The following is a 16745-nucleotide window of genomic DNA, read 5'->3' on the forward strand; positions in this document are numbered from 1 at the left end:
CTACTTCCACCATCGCCGCCACAGCTGGGCTAGCCATTGCAACATGCTTTTCCCCATGTGCTGCCCGCCAGTGGCGGTTTGCGCTGTGCCACCAGCCATGTCCGGGGGTGGTGCAGAACGCTTTAAAAAATGGCGAATAGGGTCCACCTGGGCAGGTTTATCGAGCATTGGTGCGTGGCCGCAATGAGGCACGGTTAGGGTGACCAGCGTTGGCTGTGCTTCGGCCATGCGCGGCAATGTTTCGGCATCTAACAGTGTTGACGTTTCGCCGCGGATGACCATTATAGGGCAGCGTATGCTCGCCCAGTCGGCCCAGGTGTCCCGCGGCGTGTCATGTACGAATTGCTCGCCGATGCGTGGGTCGAAGTGATACGTCCAACGCCCGTCGGGCAGCCGACGGGCACTGTTGAGCGCTAATTCACGCCAAGCTGACGCCTTCGTGATCCCAAAGCTCGCATAGTGCTGGGTCAGTTCTTGCTGGAGTTCACTAAACGTCGAGAAACGGTGGGTAACACCAAAGTAGCTGGAAAGGGCAATCAGCCCCTGCTTGTTTAGCTCTGGCCCAACATCGTTCAGGATTAAACGCGAAATTCGCCCGCTATGCTGTGGGTCGGCCGCGATCAACATGCCCAGCAGGCCGCCCATCGAAGTGCCCAGCCAATCCACCCGTTCGAGTTGAAAGTGGTCCAGAAGCGCGATGGCAACCGTGACATAGTGGCTATAGAGGTAGTCGTGTGCCGGAAATAGCGACCAGCTCGATAACCCGCGGCCTGGCGTATCCGGGGCAAGAATGCGCCATTCACTGCCGAGTTCCTGGGCCAACGCATCAAAGTCCCCGCCGTGACGAGCAAGCCCGTGCCAGGCGACAAGCGTGCGAGTGGCGGAAGGGTTCCAGATGCGAACGGCGACTTCTAATTCGCGTACGCGGACAAACTCCAGGACATCCATAGTGTGCTCTATTTGGCTAGCTATAGCCCAGTAGTAGCATACTTGCTGCATTGCAGCGAGAGTGGAGAGGGAGGTTTAACGTTGCATCATACGAATAGAGGTATCGATTAACTCACCACCACACGCTCGAATGGAAAAAGCTTCAGGATTACGCAGCCAATCGTGGAAAAGCCCTCCTAGCATGGATTGCATTAACCGAGTGGCGACTTCTGGGCTTAAGTCATCGCGCAGCAGTTGCTGCTCTTTCGCCAATACAAATACTGCCAGCATTTCCTGGAAACACTCATTGCCAATTTCTTCCTGCATATCCAGCGGGTTAATGTCGCTAAAAAACTCACAACGGTGCAGCAAGATCGACAATATGCGCTGGTACGACGGTTGTTCAAGGCGCACCAAGCCTGCATGGCAGGCAAGCCGGATTGACTCTAGCGGGGATAACTCGGCGTCAACTTTATCCACTTCATCCATCAAGGATTGAAAGGGCATGCGCACCTGTTCGACCAGGGCCATGAACAGATCGCCTTTGTTCTTGAAATGCCAGTAGACGGCACCGCGGGTGAGGCCCGCATGGCGAGCAATTTGCTCAAGCGATGTGCGTGCCACGCCCTTGGCAAAAAATACCTCTTCTGCAGCTTCAAGCAGCGCTTCGCGAGTAGCAGCCGCTTCAGCTTTGGTCTTTCTTGCCATGGAAACGCAACCTCATAATCGACTCTGTATGGTCACATTTTAACCTAAGCGAAAGATTATTTACATTCAAAACTGTATGGATAAGAGACGAAGCCCATAACGTGCATTAACAAATTCGTCATTTGGAGAGTGACAGCGTATAAACAGGCAATGACACTAAGCATAGATCGCACTAACGTCGCGGAAATAACCGATTAAAATACAGGACATAACCCATGGCGCGAGCTCCCTTTCAACTGGGCGAACATACCATTATGCCCGGCCAACGCTTACAAGTGGATGTGCCCGTGGCGCGCTTATACACCCACACGCCGCTGCATATTCCAGTCGAAGTGGTGCATGGCCGTAAAGATGGCCCGGTGATGCTGGTGTGTGGTGGCATTCACGGCGATGAGATCAACGGGGTGGAAATTGTTCGCCGTGTGCTGCGCGCGAAAGCGATCAACAGCATTCGCGGCACCCTGATCGCCGTACCGGTGGTCAATGTCTTTGGCTTCTTACAGCAAACGCGCTACTTACCCGATCGGCGCGATCTCAATCGCTGCTTTCCAGGCAGCGAATCGGGTTCGTTAGGCGGGCGGATTGCCGCGCTGTTCCGTGAACAAATCGTCGATCACGCCACCCACATTATTGATCTCCACACAGGCGCCATTCATCGCACTAACCTGCCCCAGATCCGCGCTCAATTGAGCCCAGGCAGTGAAACCGAGCGTATGGCCGATGCTTTCGGAGCGCCCGTGGTACTCAATGCGGAACTGCGTGAAGGCAGCCTTCGCCATTACGCCCAGACTCGCGGCATTCCGGTATTGACCTATGAAGCAGGCGAAGCGTTGCGTTTTGACGAGTGGGCGATTGCTCCCGGCGTGCGCGGTGTACTGCGGGTAATGCGGCGCCTAGGCATGCTGACCGGCGAGCAGCGCCGCCGCACGCCAGCACCCGCCGAATTGGCCAATGGGTCAAGCTGGGCGCGGGCGCCTATCGACGGCATTTTGCGCCCCAAGGTGCGCTTAGGCGCTCGCGTTGCCAAAGGCGAAGTGCTGGGAAAAGTGGCCGACCCCTTTGGCAATGACGAGGGCGAAGTGCGTTCCGTTGCGGATGGCATCGTGATTGGGATGAGCCGTTTACCGTTGGCTAATGAAGGCGAAGCGCTGTTCCATATTGCCCGTTTTGATGAAATTGAAGAGGCCGAAACCGCTGTTGAGAGCTTCAACTCAAGCTTGGTGCCACCGCCCGATTCTTTTTACTAAGGATCCATCATCAATAAAAACTATCAAAATAATAGGTAATCAATAGCCGTGATGAATGGCAACTTGTTAGCTGCTTGACTATACCTATGAGTGGGCTTTGTTAGCGGCTACTAAGATGATAACTATGATAAATAAATAGCCAAGCTTTCATCGTACTCGACCGAGTGGCGTTTACACGCCACGTCTACCGTGACATGGAGGAAAAGCGATGACGAGCGATACACCTAAACACACCACAACGGATGCGGGCATACCGGTCAGCAGTGATGAGCACTCCCTTTCAGTAGGCCCCGATGGGCCGATCGTTCTACATGATCACTACTTGATGGAGCAGATGGCGGCGTTCAACCGGGAAATGATTCCGAATCGTCAGCCCCATGCAAAAGGCAGCGGCGCCTTTGGTCACTTCCAAGTAACTCACGACGTTAGCCAATACACCAAGGCGGATTTTCTCCAGCCGGGCAAGAAAACCGAGATGTTGGCGCGTTTCTCGACGGTGGCCGGCGAGGCGGGTAGCCCGGACACTTGGCGTGATCCTCGTGGCTTCTCGCTAAAGTTCTACACCGAAGAGGGCAACTTCGACATGGTGGGTAATAATACCCCTGTGTTCTTCGTTCGCGATCCGCTCAAATTCCAGCACTTTATCCACTCACAAAAGCGTCGCGCGGATAATGGCTTGCGTGATCACGATATGCAGTGGGACTTCTGGACGCTTTCGCCGCAATCTGCCCACCAGGTAACCTGGCTAATGGGTGATCGGGGTATTCCCGCTAGCTGGCGCCACATGAACGGCTATTCCAGCCACACTTATATGTGGGTGAACGCTGAAGGCGAGCGCTTTTGGGTGAAGTACCACTTCAAGACGGACCAGGGCATTAAGTGCATGACCCAGGAACAGGCCGATCAGATGGCGGGTGCGGATGCCGACTATCATCGCCGCGACCTGTTTGATGCCATCAAACGCGGCGATTATCCCACCTGGACGCTGCAAGTTCAGATTATGCCGTTTGAAGATGCCAAGACCTACCACATCAACCCCTTCGATTTGACCAAGGTGTGGCCGCACGGCGACTACCCGCTGCAAGAAGTAGGCAAGATGACGTTGGATCGCAACCCCGTCGATTTCCACTCGCAAATCGAGCAGGCAGCGTTTCAGCCCAGCAATGCCGTACCGGGCACCGGTTTCTCACCGGATAAAATGCTGTTGGCGCGGGTAATCTCCTACGCTGATGCGCACCGTGCGCGTTTAGGGGTGAACTACCAACATATCCCTGTTAACGCGCCCAAGGTTCCGGTGAACAGCTACAGCCAGGGTGGCAAGATGCGTATTAACCACTCCACCGACCCAGTGTACGCACCTAATAGCAAAGGGGGCGCGCACGCCAACCCAGAAAGGTACCCAGAAGATGCGGTATGGGAGACGGACGGCGAACTGGTTCGCGCCGCCTACACGCTGCGCCCAGGCGATGGCGATTTTAACCAAGCCAATGACTTGGTCAATAAGGTAATGGATGACGCTGCCCGCGACCGATTGGTCAACAACATTGTGGGCCACGTTTCCGATGGCGTTGAAGAGCCGGTGCTATCACGGGTATTTGAGTACTGGAAAAACGTCGACCAAACGATCGGTGAGCGTGTCGAGCAGGGCGTAATGGCGAACCGCCGCGAAAACGGTTAATAAGCCTACGCTACTAGGAAGACGAACCCGCTACGCTTGCGTAGCGGGTTTTTTATGCCACGCACTCGGGTTCATTCACCAAGCTAAGCGCGTCATCAAATAGGCGCAAACCGGCGCCTTCTTTATGGGCGTGTTCCGACAAATGACGCCGAAAACGCCTGCCGCCGGGGCAACCCTGGAACAAGCCCAGCAGGTGACGGGTAATGTGATTCAGCTTTGCGCCTTCATCCAAGCGCTGCTGAATATAAGGCCGGAAAGCGTTCGCGGCATCCAAGCGGCTCGCCGCCGGGCCTTGTTCACCAAATAGCTGTTCATCGACGCCGGCGAGCAGCCAAGGGTTTTGATACGCCTCGCGCCCCACCATCACGCTATCCACATGGGTAAGCTGTTCACGGCACTCGGCAAGCGTTTTAATGCCGCCGTTAATGCCGATATGCAATTCAGGTCGGCTCTGCTTTAAACGATGAACGCGGGGGTAATTGAGCGGCGGCACATCGCGGTTCTGCTTGGGTGACAAGCCCTGCAGCCACGCCTTGCGGGCGTGAACGGTAAATACTTCGCAGCCTGCGTCCGCGACGATAGCGATAAACCGCTCAAGGTCAGCGTCTTCATCTTGATCATCGATGCCAATACGGCACTTCACCGTGACTGGAATAGACACCGCTGCCTGCATCGCCCGCACTGCATCGGCCACTTTTTCGGGGTAACCCATCAAGCACGCGCCAATCATATTGTTCTGCACGCGGTCGCTCGGGCAACCCACGTTCAGGTTCACCTCGTCATAGCCCCATGCCTCAGCAATCGCCGCACACTCCGCCAGCTCACCGGCATCGCTACCGCCCAACTGCAGCGCCAGCGGATGCTCCACTTCGCTGTAGCCCAGAAAGCGATCACGGGGCGTCCCGTGCAAAATCGCACCGGTCGTGACCATCTCGGTATACAGCAGCGTCCGCTTGGTTAAGGTGCGTGCGAGCGCTCTGTAGTCACGAGTAGTCCAATCCATCATGGGGGCTACAGAAAAACGCCGCCCACGATCTGCACTATTTTCTTTAAGTAAATTAGTCATTTAATAACACTGTTGGCTGCACTGAAGGCAGCCATATTGCCTCTTAAAACCGTAATTAACGCACCTGATGTGCCCAGCAGCGGTAGTGACTGAAGCCTCAAAAATCCGGGTACACCTTTAGAGCTTTCTCACAGGTAGCGTTTTGTATGCGCGCCATTGTACGTAAGAAAGGGCGCGCAGCACATAGCAGGGTAGTTGCCACAACGTTTACGCCGCAGATTAGGTTGGGTATCACCCAGCAATGCTATGAAATAGCGCTGTAAATGTGCCTTAGGAGAATGGTGCTAGCCACATCGATGGGTTAGGCTTTCTTAAGGTTAGTAAACGGTTGGTACAAATTCGCTATAAGGCAAGGAAGATTGGTAGATCGCACCAAAAGCTATCCCAAACAGGAAGGCGTTTTCTTGATGCTGGTGAGTGGCGAACGAAGGATTAAACGGGTGCAGCGCCTGGCGGGCGGCGCGCTGTGCCTGATTAGTGACAACGATCACTACCAGCCGGAAATGATCAAGCCGCAGGATATGCATGATGTGGAGATTCTGGGGCGGTGTGAGTTTCGGATTGGGCGGGTGGTTTGACTGTAAAAACATAACGGTGGTTTTGAGGCTGCTTAAAAAAAATGGCTGAAAATATCTCTCATCAATGATTGATTGTTATGAGGTTTATTCCCCATTATTTTTTTGTTGCTTTGCCTCTATATAGATTTAAAACTTAATTTTGGAGCCTGAATAATGGCTAGAAAAACAGTTGATGAGCCTATCTCAGAAGAACAACTAGTAGCCGCAGAAAATCAAATTGAAGAGTTCTATAGGAGATATGATTACGATATAAGAGAGTTTCCTATTGAAGTGATTTTTAATAAGTGTACTGAGTTAATTGAAGAAGATATTACTGAGTGGTTTGTTCCAAGTTACCAGCGGAAGCACGTTTGGCCTGACAAGCAGCAAAGCCAGTTCATTGAATCTTTGCTTTTGAATTTGCCAATACCCTATCTCTACGTAAGTGACACTGGAGAAGAAAGTCTTATAGAAATTGTAGATGGAAGCCAAAGGGTTAGGACAATAATTCGGTTTATTAAAAGTGAGTTAAAGTTGTCAAATATGAAGACCCTTTTTAGGTTAGAGGGTTTTACTTTTAGCGATTTTTCAAAACCTTCACAGCGACGTTTTTTAAGAAAAACGTTACGCACAATTGAGCTTTTGTCAATGGATGAGGAGTCTAGGCGAGATTTATTTAATAGGCTAAATACAGGTGGATTGAAACTTTCGGACTCTGAAAAACGTTATGGTATCCGTGATGGGCGTTTTTTTGAACTGGTTAAAAAGTTGGCAAGTGATCCATTGTTTCATGAGCTTTGCCCTCTCAGTAAAAGCAAATCTGTGCGGCGTGAGTATGACGAGCTCGTTTTAAGATTTTTTGCTTATGCTAATAATCGAGAAGGCTTTGTCCATAATGTTGAAGAATTTTTAGATGAATATCTTGATATGATGAATGAGTCAAAATTTGATTCTGATGAGTATGAAGAGCAATTTATGAGCGTTATGACATTCGTTAGAGATAATTTTGACTATGGCTTCAGAAAGAATGAACGAAATAAATCTGTACCAAGAATTAGGTTTGAAGCATTATCAGTAGGTGCTTTAGAGGCTCTTCGTGAAAAGCCTGATTTAGAGCTAACCTCATCTGATTGGATATACGACCCTGAAGATCATTTCGTCGAGCTAACTACATCTGATGCTAGTAATTCACGTCCTAAGCTTCATGCAAGAATTGAATATGTTAAAGATAAGTTGTTGGATTTTTAATTATGGAACAGGATATCGATGCTATTATTCGGGACTTATATAAAGATTTTAGGGAGCGCTCAAAGGAGGTTAAGCGCTATACTCAATTTATACAAATTATGGCGGCTGAGAAGGCTGCTGGGTTATCCAAAAGTGCTGATGGAGAGTTAGTACCTATCGCCGGTTTCGATTTGGATAGAGATCTAGTCAAAACTATACGAGCAAGTGGGTATTTGCTGTTATATAACCTTGTGGAATCAACATTATCTAACGCCATCGATTCCATTCATCAGGCAATAGATGTTCATGGCTATGAGTTTAATCAACTTAACGATAATATGAAAGAAGTGACCTTGAAGCATTTTAAAAAGGCTATAACTAGTAGAGGTGTTGATTTTTCAACTACTCATCCAATTCAGTTTGCAATGATTAAAATGGGCTATGAAAAAAATAGCCTTTTTTCAGGTAATATAGATTGTAGAGAAATAAGAGAAATTGCTAAACGATACGGATTTAGTGTGCCTAGTCCAATCTTAAAAGGGCGGAATATTGGAGATATGGTTTTAGAGGTTAAAACAAAAAGAAATGATTTGGCGCACGGTTCTATTTCTTTTGAGTTGTGTGGGAGAGAAACGGCTCCTGAGCACCTAGTTACAGTAGCAGATCAGACTGTAGTTTATTTGAGAGCAGTGCTGCGTTCAGTTTCTTATTTTATTCGATATCAGAAATTTTCTATCGAAGCTTAGTTTTAAGAGCAAGCACTAGAGTGCCTGCTCTTATTATTTTAAAGCGATTCAAGATGGGCATTAAAACTATACCCGATTATTTCTGCTAATCGAACGGGGACAGCATTGCCTATCATTTTTCCAACTGGTTTTAAAAGAGCAGGCTGTGTGTCAGGAACAAATTTATAGTCACGAGGGAACGACTGTAGTAATGCCGCCTCTCTTAATGTGATTCCTCTATCTTGTTCTGGGTGACCAAATCGGCCATTCCCGAAACCAAAACATAAAGTTGTCATTGTGGGGCTTGGCTTATTCCACTCCATGCGCCCATAAACTGCAGGGTAAGATTTTCCACTGTTTCTCACGTGACAATCGGCTCTAAGCTGCTCTGGCCAATCTCGCCATGTCCCTCCAGGTCGCGAATGGCGGATTCTTTCCATATTAATTTTTGATAGCTTTGATGCTTTATGCAAGGGATCGTTATGATTTTCAGCACCTGCTTCTACAGGTTCTAGGTCGCCAATCGTGTCTTTTACGGTAACGGGAGTAGGGTGAGTAGCAGCTATTAACTCAATCGGCCCTAGTTTAGAGGCTAATAGCACATGTCGACGTCGGTTTTGGGGAAGGCCGTACTCAATGCATTTTACGGTATCCGCCCAGACGTGATATCCCTCATCTTTTAGAGATCCCACAAAGTCATGATAGATTTTGTGCTTGGTAACCGAGGGTACATTTTCCATGGTGACCAGCTCGGGTTGAGCTTCTTTTATTAGTCGCGTGAAAGCGCCCAGTAAGGGCCACTTTTTGTCTTTGGTGGTGTCTTTGCCCTGGTTATAAGTAGAGAACGGCTGACAGGGCGCACAGCCTGCTAGTAGGCGTATTGCGTCAGAGTCTTGGTACCACCCATTGATGTCGTCACCTGTAAGCTCACCAACGTCCTGCCTTATAAATTGGGCATGATTGTTATGCTCATAAGCAAACCGGCAGCTTTCTTCGATATCGTACCCAGCGCGCACAGCAATACCCGTCTGGCGTAAGCCTGCCGTGAGGCCTCCCGCACCACAGAACAAATCCACTGCTTCAATCATCCAACACTCCTTCTAGCGTGCCGCCATTCTATATGGTTTTTTGCCCGGCATCGAGGAGCAATTTTGAGGTTGTAGAGAGCTGTTGTCAGGCGTGACATTATTCTTAGCTTTCCTAGCCGCCCCCTCATCCGTATAAGCCACCAACAACTCATCCCAATTTGTCGTATAGCGCGGGCTTCGGTTCGCACAGTGTAGGTGCCAGGGGGCGTTCTTTTACGGAAGGCCAGGGCGTACGTACACTTGCCCATTTTCTCATTCAGTGCGTCCATGGTGGCCATTAACTTTTGGCTGCGCTACTGCCGATTTTCATCAATAAGGCCAATCATCATCACGCCCGCTTTCTTGTAGCCTTGATTGAACGAGCATAAATGAAATTCTTTGCTACGCTGGGGGTGTCGCCATGAAGGAGGCGGCTACGGCCCCAAGTTTTAGGGGCAATTTCATTGGATGAAAGAGGTGCTAAATGGCTAATTTTACACAAACGAACATGAGCCTGGATCACTACGATTGGGACGCAGCACCTAGCGATGATCCACGCGTAACGGGTGAGCCTGACAGCACGCTATTTAACCGCCAGCAGGGTTATGAAGTGCTTTATATGCTGAACACGGTGCTGTCCGCTTCCGCCCCCATTACGGCGCTTCACAAGGGTGAAGAGATGATTCGTGATGAGTTGCCGAGTGATATGCGCGAGCAGCTGGACGTGAAAAAGTGGCTTGATCAACGCCTGTAATTGACTGATCGCAGGCAGCGTTCAGGTTAGCGCTCGATAGATGCAAAATGCCCTGGCCATAAAAGACGGTCGGGGCATTATTTTTTAGGTTACTCCGCGCAGCCCCAAAGGGCGCGCTTGAGTTTAGCGCTATCCGCTCTCCCTCACGCCGTAAACACCGCATACACCATCTGCAGCGCCAGCCCCATCAACATAAACGCGAACACGCGCTTGAGTAGCGCGACGGGTAGCTTGTGGGCGAGCTTGGCACCAATCGGAGCGGTGAGGATGCTGAACGGCGCCATTAGTAGAAACGCGGGAAGATAAACATAGCCTAGCGCGGCACTAGGCAGCCCGGCTGTACTCCAACCATTAATGATGTAACCCAGCGCCCCGGCAACGGCGATGGGCAGTCCCACGGCTGCCGAGGTGCCAATCGCGCGGGGGAGTTTAACATTGCACCAGGTGAGGAAGGGCACGGTTAGTGAGCCGCCACCAATCGCCACGAGCGCTGAAATACCACCGATGCCCAGGCCCACACCGCTTACTCCCATTGGGCTAGGTAGGCCGCGGTTCGGTTTGGGCTTGATGTTTGCCAACATCTGGAGTGACATTAGCACCATAAAACAGGCGAAAAAGATGGCTAGGCTACGGGTGGGGATCAGTGCGGCGATAAAGGTAGCTAAAAACGTGCCGACTAAAATACCGGGGGTAATGAACCGTACGATGTCCCAGCGTACCGCCTTGTGCCGATGGTGGGAAAGCAGACTGGCGGTAGACGCAGGGATTATAGACGCCATGGCAGTGCCTAACGCCAAGTGGGCGAGATGTTCATGGGGCACACCTTGAAGTACAAATAGCGACGTTAAAATCGGCACCATAATGCCACCGCCGCCAATCCCTAATAACCCTGCCATCAAGCCAACAAAGCTGCCGAGTGCTACATATGCCAACCACCAGATGATGTCCAAATCCGCTGCTCCTAAAAGTGTCTTGTTAGCACGATAAGCACATTGTACCGGAAGCGGCGCTTGTAGCGGGGCCAAAGTCGAGTATTCGACTGTGGTAGCGGCGATGCAGTGGTAAGCTGCAGGACAAGTAATGTTTCGGAGTTCGTATGCGCAAGGTAATAGGCAATGTTGGCATTTTGGTAGTGGTAGTTGCGCTATTGGCAGGCTGTAGCGACATGGAGGAGCCATCAACTGAAACGGTTTCCTCCGCGCAACCTGAGGCCACCCCTGAAGCCCCGGTGACTGAGTCGGAAATTGCTGAGGTAGAAGTAGAGCCGCTTGTTGTCGAAATATCGACGCAGGTCGCCTTACGTAGCGATCGACGCTTAATGGTGGAAGGCAAAAGCAACTTACCGGATGGCACCCAGGTACGCATTGTAGTCGAACGTGAGATCAGCCGGGTGCGTTGGCAGGCAAGAACGCAAATCGAGAATGGTCAATTTGCAGCCGGTCCGTTTGGCTCTGGCAGTGGGCTGCCCGATGGAAGCTACGATGTCCGTGTGGAAGTCTCGGAAGGCAGCGTGCAGCCAGTCGCCGTGCAGGCGCGTATTGGCCACGAGGGCCAGCACCTGGCGGGAGAGCTTGTTAGCCAATCCCGCCACGGGCTGGGCCAAGTGGCCACCTACTCACAGCGTTTCCTGGTGGGGAGTGAGCCTAGGCAAACGCGTGACCAGGTGGAGGTGCTAGAGAGTCCGGGGAGGTAGACGCTTTAGGCAGGATGCCAATGGGCTAATAGTACTGCATGAATCGATGTGTCGCTGGGGGCTTTGGCGAAGTGCTCAATGACGAAACGATCGTCGCGTTGCACCACGTAGTGGCCCGCCTTATGAAACACATGCGTAGGCCCAAGCAGCAGTAAGTCGCCAGCGTTAACGGGCGAAAAATCTGTACCTTGGCCAGGAGTTGCCATCACACATGGTGCTTTCCAGTCGATGTTCAACGGCAAATGACTGGGCACTTTAATGGTGGTTGCCTGTACCTGTTCCCAGGGGAGGGGACCAGTATGGGTCAACGTTAATAGCTCGGGTGCGCTATCACCTTCCAATAGTGTTGCCAGGGAACAGTCGAGGGCGTCAGCGAGCGCAACTAAGCGTTCGTGACCGATCTGTTTGATCGCCCCGGATTCCCAATAAGAAATGGTGACATCTGACACGCCAACTTTGCGTGCAAGGGCAGCTTTATTGAGCTTGGCCCTAAGCCGCAGTTGCTTGATACGTGAGCCTAGCGATTCCATTTCGTTTTCCTGATGTTGAGCTGAAAAGCTCGTGAATGTCTTCCACTATAGTCGTCTTTTTCAATATAAAATATAAATAGTGGCGCTACGAACATACGTTATTGCTCTGCTTCAGTCTTGAGGTATGCGCTCAAGGGGTTGCTACAGTGCCATACTAAGCGATTGTGCTTTAGCGCGCATTAGTGGACAAATAACGTTGAGTTAATTTCTCTGACGCTTTCTTGCGCGAGTTGTTCCCTGGGTGCCGCTGTTGGTTGCGCCTAAGGTGCGTATAATAACGCCATGCATTTTTGCCAATAGGACGTTTTCATGACCGTACGTACTCGCATCGCGCCTTCTCCGACAGGGGACCCCCACGTTGGTACGGCTTACATCGCGCTTTTTAATCTATGTTTTGCTCGTCAGCATGGCGGCCAATTTATCCTTCGTATTGAAGACACTGATCGGGTGCGTTCTACGCCTGAATCAGAGCAGATGATTCTCGATTCATTGAGCTGGCTGGGTCTTGAGTGGGATGAAGGCCCTGATGTGGGTGGCCCCTATGGCCCCTATCGGCAAAGCGAGCGTGGCGACATTTATGCTCAACACGCTCAACAACTTTTGGATGCCGGTCATGCGTTTAAGTGTTACCGCACCAGTGAAGAGCTGGATGAGCTGCGTGAGACACGCAAAGCCGCAGGATTGCAGCTGGCCTTAAAACCTGCAGATTTAGCGCTGGATGCACAAGAGCAAGCGCGCCGTGAGCAAGAGGGCTGGCCTTATGTAGTGCGCATGAATGTGCCCGCCGAAGGCGTGTGCGTTGTTAAGGACATGCTGCGTGGCACGATCGAGGTGGAGTGGGCGCAGGTAGACGCGCAAATTTTGCTCAAATCAGATGGCATGCCTACCTACCATTTAGCCAACGTGGTCGACGACCATTTAATGGCAATCACTCATGTGTTGCGTGGGGAGGAGTGGATTAACTCCGCACCAAAGCACCAGTTGCTGTATGAGTATTTTGGTTGGGAAATGCCGCAACTTTGCCATATGCCGCTGCTGCGCAACCCGGATAAATCCAAACTCTCCAAGCGCAAGAACCCAACGTCGATCAACTATTACCGTCGAATGGGTTTTTTACCCCAGGCCGTGACCAACTATTTGGGGCGGATGGGCTGGTCAATGCCCGATGAGCGCGAGAAATTCAGTCTGTCAGAAATGATGGCAGAATTTGATGTGCAGCGTGTCTCGTTAGGCGGCCCCGTATTCGACTTGGAGAAGCTGACCTGGCTGAACGGTGTGTATATTCGTGAAGACCTGGACGATGATGCGCTGTTAAGCGCGCTGCGTGAGTGGGCCTTCAATGAAGCCTATATTAAGCAGATTCTGCCGCAGGTACGGCCGCGGGTAGAAACGCTCTCCCAGGTCATGCCGTTGGCAGGGCACTTCTTCTCGGGCTTGCCAGCACTGACTAAAGAGTCGTTTGAGAGTGTAAAGCTTGAGGAAGAGGAGCTGGTAAAACTGCTCCAGTTCCTTGTTTGGCGGTTTGAAGGCGTCTCCGCTTGGAATAAAGAGGCGCTACTGAGCGAAGTTAAGCTGCTGTCCGAGCATTTTGATTTGAAAATGAAAGCGTTCCTGGCGCCGGTGTTTATTGCGATTACCGGCAGTACGTCCAGCACCTCGGTTATGGACGCCATGGCGATTCTTGGCTCCGACGTTACCCGGGCTCGCCTGCGCAGCGCGATAGAGGTGTTGGGTGGCGTTTCCAAGAAACAGGCGAAGCGCTTTGAAAAAGAGTTTCGTGAAATAGCTCTGTGAAAGAGCTTAGTAACATCAGCTAACCGCAATTGAGATAGTGCTAGCGCCAATTTCTTATCTTTAAGGAATTGGCGTTTTTCATGTTGACGAAGGCCAGGGGAATCAGTATTATACGCTCCGTCTTCGCGACATGTGGGGCCTTAGCTCAGCTGGGAGAGCGCAACACTGGCAGTGTTGAGGTCAGCGGTTCGATCCCGCTAGGCTCCACCAATTCGGCAGCATGTGAATAGTTGCTCGGGAAGATACGCTTTTAGCGTTATATGTCTAGTGTTATACGTCCCATTCGTCTAGTGGTCTAGGACACCGCCCTTTCACGGCGGTAACAGGGGTTCGAACCCCCTATGGGACGCCACTACTTACTACTCCCTTTCTAATGTTATTTTCCTGGCAATGAGTCTTCTCATCTGCTGGATTTTTGCGTTCCCGCCGTTCACAAAAAAGCTATAAATCGTCACTTTTTTGGGCGATTTTATGCTTGACTTGTCCACTTTTGCGATTCTGGTTTCAAGGTTGTGCACAACCCTTTGTTGTTGACGCAAAAAAACTTCAACAGAACTTAAATCGTTTAAAAACAGCAACTTATATTAGGTCAAAAAATGACCAATTTAAGGCTGGCCCACTGCCCATGGCGATTGCGGGACGTTTTGAAGTGGTTGTGAACAGGGTTATCCACAGATAGTGTGGAAAACCCTGAGCAAGGCCGGAAAGTAAAAAAGTCAAGCGATATTAGGAGGCGCTCAGGCGTTTTAATGGTGGTGATTTAGCGCAATGACTGATTCAAAATTGACTAATTTATGATGGTATCCAGCGAAGTCCACTGGTGGTGATTACCGCGGGCATCATAGTAGGTCGTCAGGCGATGATCTTGCTCATGCTCGTTGGTGTAGCGGCGCAAGCTATAAACCGTGTAGAAGACGTTGTTGGCTCACGTCGCTGGTAGATAGCTTGATGTAATGCCAGCGTGGAAGGGGTCATACGCAAAAGGCCACCCGAAGGTGGCCTTTGATCAAGCGGGGTGCTGATTTATTTTTTCGGGTAGTCGCGCTGGTCGTGGCCAATGTAGAGCTGACGCGGACGGCCGATTTTGTAGCTTTCGCTGAGCATTTCGTTCCAATGGGAAATCCAGCCAATGGTACGCGATACTGCAAAAATCACGGTGAACATATTGGTGGGGATGCCCATTGCTTTCAAAATGATGCCTGAATAGAAATCAACGTTCGGATACAGCTTACGCTCGATGAAGTATTCATCTTCAAGGGCGATCTGCTCAAGACGCTTGGCAATTTTGAGCTGCGGGTCGTCGGCCATGCCGAGCTCTGCGAGTACTTCGTCGCAGGTCTCTTTCATTACCTTGGCGCGCGGATCAAAGTTGCGATAAACACGGTGGCCGAAGCCCATTAGCTTGAACGAGTCGTCTTTATCCTTGGCTTTATCAACAAAGCGCTGGATGTTCTCTTCGGAGTCTTCGCCGATTTCGTCAAGCATGGCCAGTACGGCTTCGTTAGCACCGCCGTGAGCGGGGCCCCAAAGTGCCGCAATACCTGCGCTGATACAGGCGAACGGGTTAGCGCCCGTGGAACCTGCCAGGCGTACCGTAGAAGTAGAAGCGTTCTGCTCGTGGTCCGCATGCAGCATAAAGATGCGGTCCATGGCTTTCGCGTATACCGGGTTGATTTTGTACTCTTCGCACGGGTTGCTGAACATCATGTAGAGGAAGTTCTCTGCATAGCTCAGGTCGTTGCGCGGATAGTTGAACGGCTGACCCACATTATACTTGTGCGACATGGCCGCCAGCGTCGGCATTTTAGCAATCAGACGGATAGCGCTGATGATACGGTCTTCTTCTTGAGTGATGTCCATATGGTCATGATAGAAAGCGGCTAGGCCACCAACTACGCCACAAAGGATAGACATCGGGTGCGCGTCGCGGCGGAACCCTTTAAAGAAGTTGTTGATCTGATCGTGAACCATGGTGTGGTTACGAATGCGCGATTCAAAATCAGCGTACTGCTCATCGTTAGGTAGCTCACCAAACAGCAGGGTGTAGCACACTTCTACGAAATTAGACTCTTTGGCCAGCTGGTCGATGGGGTAGCCGCGGTGAAGCAGTACGCCCTTGCCGCCATCAATATAGGTGATGGCAGACTGGCAGGAAGAGGTGGCCATGAAGCCGGGATCGTAGGTGAACAGGCCTTCAGCGCCTAAACCGCGTACGTCGATGACGTCGGGGCCAAGTGTGCCGGAATACATGGGTAGCTCGATCGGTTTATCAAGACCGTCTACCGTCAATGTCGCTTTCCTGTCAGCCATGCTGGCCTCCTTTCGAATTCGGGTTGGGACGTAAAGTCATTGCTGCGCATACCGCGCCGGCGAAAAGGCCTGCCCACTATAGAAGTGTGCGACATTTTGTCAATTAGCCTAAGCGCTAGCTGCGTATTGTACGAAAATTGTTATTATGATGAGGTTTGTATAAGAATTAAAAGTCTACAATATGACAAAGCGTTAAAAGTCCGACGATATTTTAACAATAGTTTAACATGAGATGTTAACAGGCTTATCAAATTGCTACTCTATTGTCACTATAGCGATGCTGCAGCGCAAAATCGAATCCGAATGATGGCAATTTTCTTGCACCATAGTCGAGTTAAGCTTGAGTTCGGTTTGTAAGCGAGGGCGAAGGTTCTTATAATCCACGGCGCGCGACCGGCAGGTAGGTGGTCGTGCCCGACTTGGCAACGGCCGAGCCCCTTCCAGCAACCACCGCCCGCTCGG

General features: G+C 51.0%; 15 protein-coding genes, 2 tRNA genes and 1 pseudogene. 10 read left to right on the forward strand and 8 right to left on the reverse strand.

The window, feature by feature from the left end:
* Window positions 1-948, reverse strand: coding sequence for an alpha/beta fold hydrolase (locus tag V8L70_RS02325; RefSeq protein WP_336268730.1), 948 nt, complete (start codon window positions 946-948; stop codon window positions 1-3).
* Window positions 949-1023: 75 nt separating this feature from the next.
* On the reverse strand, window positions 1024-1635 hold the full coding sequence (locus V8L70_RS02330; protein ID WP_295708658.1) for a TetR family transcriptional regulator: 612 nt from the start codon (window positions 1633-1635) through the stop codon (window positions 1024-1026).
* Window positions 1636-1850: 215 nt separating this feature from the next.
* On the opposite strand from V8L70_RS02330, the gene V8L70_RS02335 reads away from it, so the two are divergent.
* Window positions 1851-2882 carry a succinylglutamate desuccinylase/aspartoacylase family protein gene (locus tag V8L70_RS02335; RefSeq protein ID WP_336268731.1) on the forward strand — a complete coding sequence of 344 codons (1032 nt, stop codon included), beginning with the start codon at window positions 1851-1853 and terminating at the stop codon, window positions 2880-2882.
* A gap of 208 nt (window positions 2883-3090) precedes the next feature.
* Window positions 3091-4560 carry a catalase gene (locus V8L70_RS02340; protein WP_336268732.1) on the forward strand — a complete coding sequence of 490 codons (1470 nt, stop codon included), beginning with the start codon at window positions 3091-3093 and terminating at the stop codon, window positions 4558-4560.
* Between the two features lie 52 nt (window positions 4561-4612).
* Here the strand turns inward: V8L70_RS02340 and dusA are convergent, their stop codons facing one another.
* Window positions 4613-5626 (reverse strand): tRNA dihydrouridine(20/20a) synthase DusA, encoded by a 1014-nt coding sequence (dusA, locus tag V8L70_RS02345; protein WP_336268733.1) that lies wholly within the window; start codon window positions 5624-5626, stop codon window positions 4613-4615.
* 359 nt (window positions 5627-5985) lie between these two features.
* On the opposite strand from dusA, the gene V8L70_RS02350 reads away from it, so the two are divergent.
* The 3 genes from V8L70_RS02350 (at window position 5986) to V8L70_RS02360 (ending at window position 8156) form a co-directional block, all read left to right on the forward strand.
* The gene (locus V8L70_RS02350) at window positions 5986-6204 is read left to right on the forward strand and encodes a S24 family peptidase (protein ID WP_336268734.1); all 219 of its coding nucleotides are present in this window, start codon (window positions 5986-5988) and stop codon (window positions 6202-6204) included.
* Window positions 6205-6357: 153 nt separating this feature from the next.
* A complete protein-coding gene (locus tag V8L70_RS02355; protein WP_179915245.1) occupies window positions 6358-7431 on the forward strand; it encodes a DUF262 domain-containing protein in 1074 nt (357 codons plus the stop codon).
* 2 nt (window positions 7432-7433) lie between these two features.
* Complete coding sequence (locus tag V8L70_RS02360; protein ID WP_179915246.1) at window positions 7434-8156, forward strand: MAE_28990/MAE_18760 family HEPN-like nuclease; 723 nt, start codon at window positions 7434-7436, stop codon at window positions 8154-8156.
* A 38-nt stretch (window positions 8157-8194) separates the two neighbouring features.
* Here the strand turns inward: V8L70_RS02360 and V8L70_RS02365 are convergent, their stop codons facing one another.
* Window positions 8195-9223 (reverse strand): DNA cytosine methyltransferase, encoded by a 1029-nt coding sequence (locus V8L70_RS02365; RefSeq protein WP_179915247.1) that lies wholly within the window; start codon window positions 9221-9223, stop codon window positions 8195-8197.
* Window positions 9224-9235: 12 nt separating this feature from the next.
* A pseudogene (locus V8L70_RS22870) lies at window positions 9236-9424 on the reverse strand (DUF4113 domain-containing protein); the annotation flags it as partial.
* 262 nt (window positions 9425-9686) lie between these two features.
* On the opposite strand from V8L70_RS22870, the gene V8L70_RS02370 reads away from it, so the two are divergent.
* The gene (locus tag V8L70_RS02370; protein ID WP_179915248.1) at window positions 9687-9956 is read left to right on the forward strand and encodes a hypothetical protein; all 270 of its coding nucleotides are present in this window, start codon (window positions 9687-9689) and stop codon (window positions 9954-9956) included.
* A gap of 143 nt (window positions 9957-10099) precedes the next feature.
* On the opposite strand, the gene V8L70_RS02375 is transcribed toward V8L70_RS02370, so the two are convergent.
* Entirely contained in the window at window positions 10100-10906 is an 807-nt protein-coding gene (locus V8L70_RS02375; RefSeq protein ID WP_336268735.1) for a sulfite exporter TauE/SafE family protein, read from the reverse strand.
* 146 nt (window positions 10907-11052) lie between these two features.
* Between V8L70_RS02375 and V8L70_RS02380 the strand changes: the two genes are divergently transcribed.
* Window positions 11053-11649 (forward strand): hypothetical protein, encoded by a 597-nt coding sequence (locus tag V8L70_RS02380; RefSeq protein ID WP_336268736.1) that lies wholly within the window; start codon window positions 11053-11055, stop codon window positions 11647-11649.
* 5 nt (window positions 11650-11654) lie between these two features.
* Here the strand turns inward: V8L70_RS02380 and V8L70_RS02385 are convergent, their stop codons facing one another.
* A complete protein-coding gene (locus tag V8L70_RS02385) occupies window positions 11655-12179 on the reverse strand; it encodes a helix-turn-helix domain-containing protein (protein WP_035563045.1) in 525 nt (174 codons plus the stop codon).
* A gap of 309 nt (window positions 12180-12488) precedes the next feature.
* Here V8L70_RS02385 and gltX point away from each other — a divergent pair, with 309 nt between their 5' ends.
* From gltX to V8L70_RS02400, 3 genes are all read left to right on the forward strand, one after another.
* Window positions 12489-13973, forward strand: a complete 1485-nt coding sequence (gene gltX, locus V8L70_RS02390) for a glutamate--tRNA ligase (RefSeq protein ID WP_336268737.1) — start codon at window positions 12489-12491, stop codon at window positions 13971-13973.
* A 134-nt stretch (window positions 13974-14107) separates the two neighbouring features.
* Window positions 14108-14183: transfer RNA gene (locus V8L70_RS02395), tRNA-Ala, on the forward strand.
* 66 nt (window positions 14184-14249) lie between these two features.
* Window positions 14250-14325 (forward strand) — tRNA-Glu (locus V8L70_RS02400).
* Window positions 14326-14996: 671 nt separating this feature from the next.
* On the opposite strand, the gene gltA is transcribed toward V8L70_RS02400, so the two are convergent.
* Window positions 14997-16283, reverse strand: a complete 1287-nt coding sequence (gene gltA / locus V8L70_RS02405) for a citrate synthase (RefSeq protein ID WP_101146061.1) — start codon at window positions 16281-16283, stop codon at window positions 14997-14999.
* Between the last annotated feature and the right edge of the window lie 462 nt (window positions 16284-16745).

It is taken from the genome of Vreelandella arctica, assembly GCF_037070215.1.
GTDB lineage: Bacteria > Pseudomonadota > Gammaproteobacteria > Pseudomonadales > Halomonadaceae > Vreelandella > Vreelandella arctica.

Coding starts and splice junctions, on each gene's coding strand:
- V8L70_RS02365 (WP_179915247.1), bottom strand. CDS start 9,223: ATGATTGAAGCAGTGGATTTGTTCTGTGGTGCGGGAGGCCTCACGGCA.
- V8L70_RS02335 (WP_336268731.1), top strand. CDS start 1,851: ATGGCGCGAGCTCCCTTTCAACTGGGCGAACATACCATTATGCCCGGC.
- V8L70_RS02355 (WP_179915245.1), top strand. CDS start 6,358: ATGGCTAGAAAAACAGTTGATGAGCCTATCTCAGAAGAACAACTAGTA.
- V8L70_RS02380 (WP_336268736.1), top strand. CDS start 11,053: ATGCGCAAGGTAATAGGCAATGTTGGCATTTTGGTAGTGGTAGTTGCG.
- V8L70_RS02340 (WP_336268732.1), top strand. CDS start 3,091: ATGACGAGCGATACACCTAAACACACCACAACGGATGCGGGCATACCG.
- dusA (WP_336268733.1), bottom strand. CDS start 5,626: ATGACTAATTTACTTAAAGAAAATAGTGCAGATCGTGGGCGGCGTTTT.
- V8L70_RS02370 (WP_179915248.1), top strand. CDS start 9,687: ATGGCTAATTTTACACAAACGAACATGAGCCTGGATCACTACGATTGG.
- V8L70_RS02360 (WP_179915246.1), top strand. CDS start 7,434: ATGGAACAGGATATCGATGCTATTATTCGGGACTTATATAAAGATTTT.
- V8L70_RS02385 (WP_035563045.1), bottom strand. CDS start 12,179: ATGGAATCGCTAGGCTCACGTATCAAGCAACTGCGGCTTAGGGCCAAG.
- gltA (WP_101146061.1), bottom strand. CDS start 16,283: ATGGCTGACAGGAAAGCGACATTGACGGTAGACGGTCTTGATAAACCG.
- V8L70_RS02325 (WP_336268730.1), bottom strand. CDS start 948: ATGGATGTCCTGGAGTTTGTCCGCGTACGCGAATTAGAAGTCGCCGTT.
- gltX (WP_336268737.1), top strand. CDS start 12,489: ATGACCGTACGTACTCGCATCGCGCCTTCTCCGACAGGGGACCCCCAC.
- V8L70_RS02330 (WP_295708658.1), bottom strand. CDS start 1,635: ATGGCAAGAAAGACCAAAGCTGAAGCGGCTGCTACTCGCGAAGCGCTG.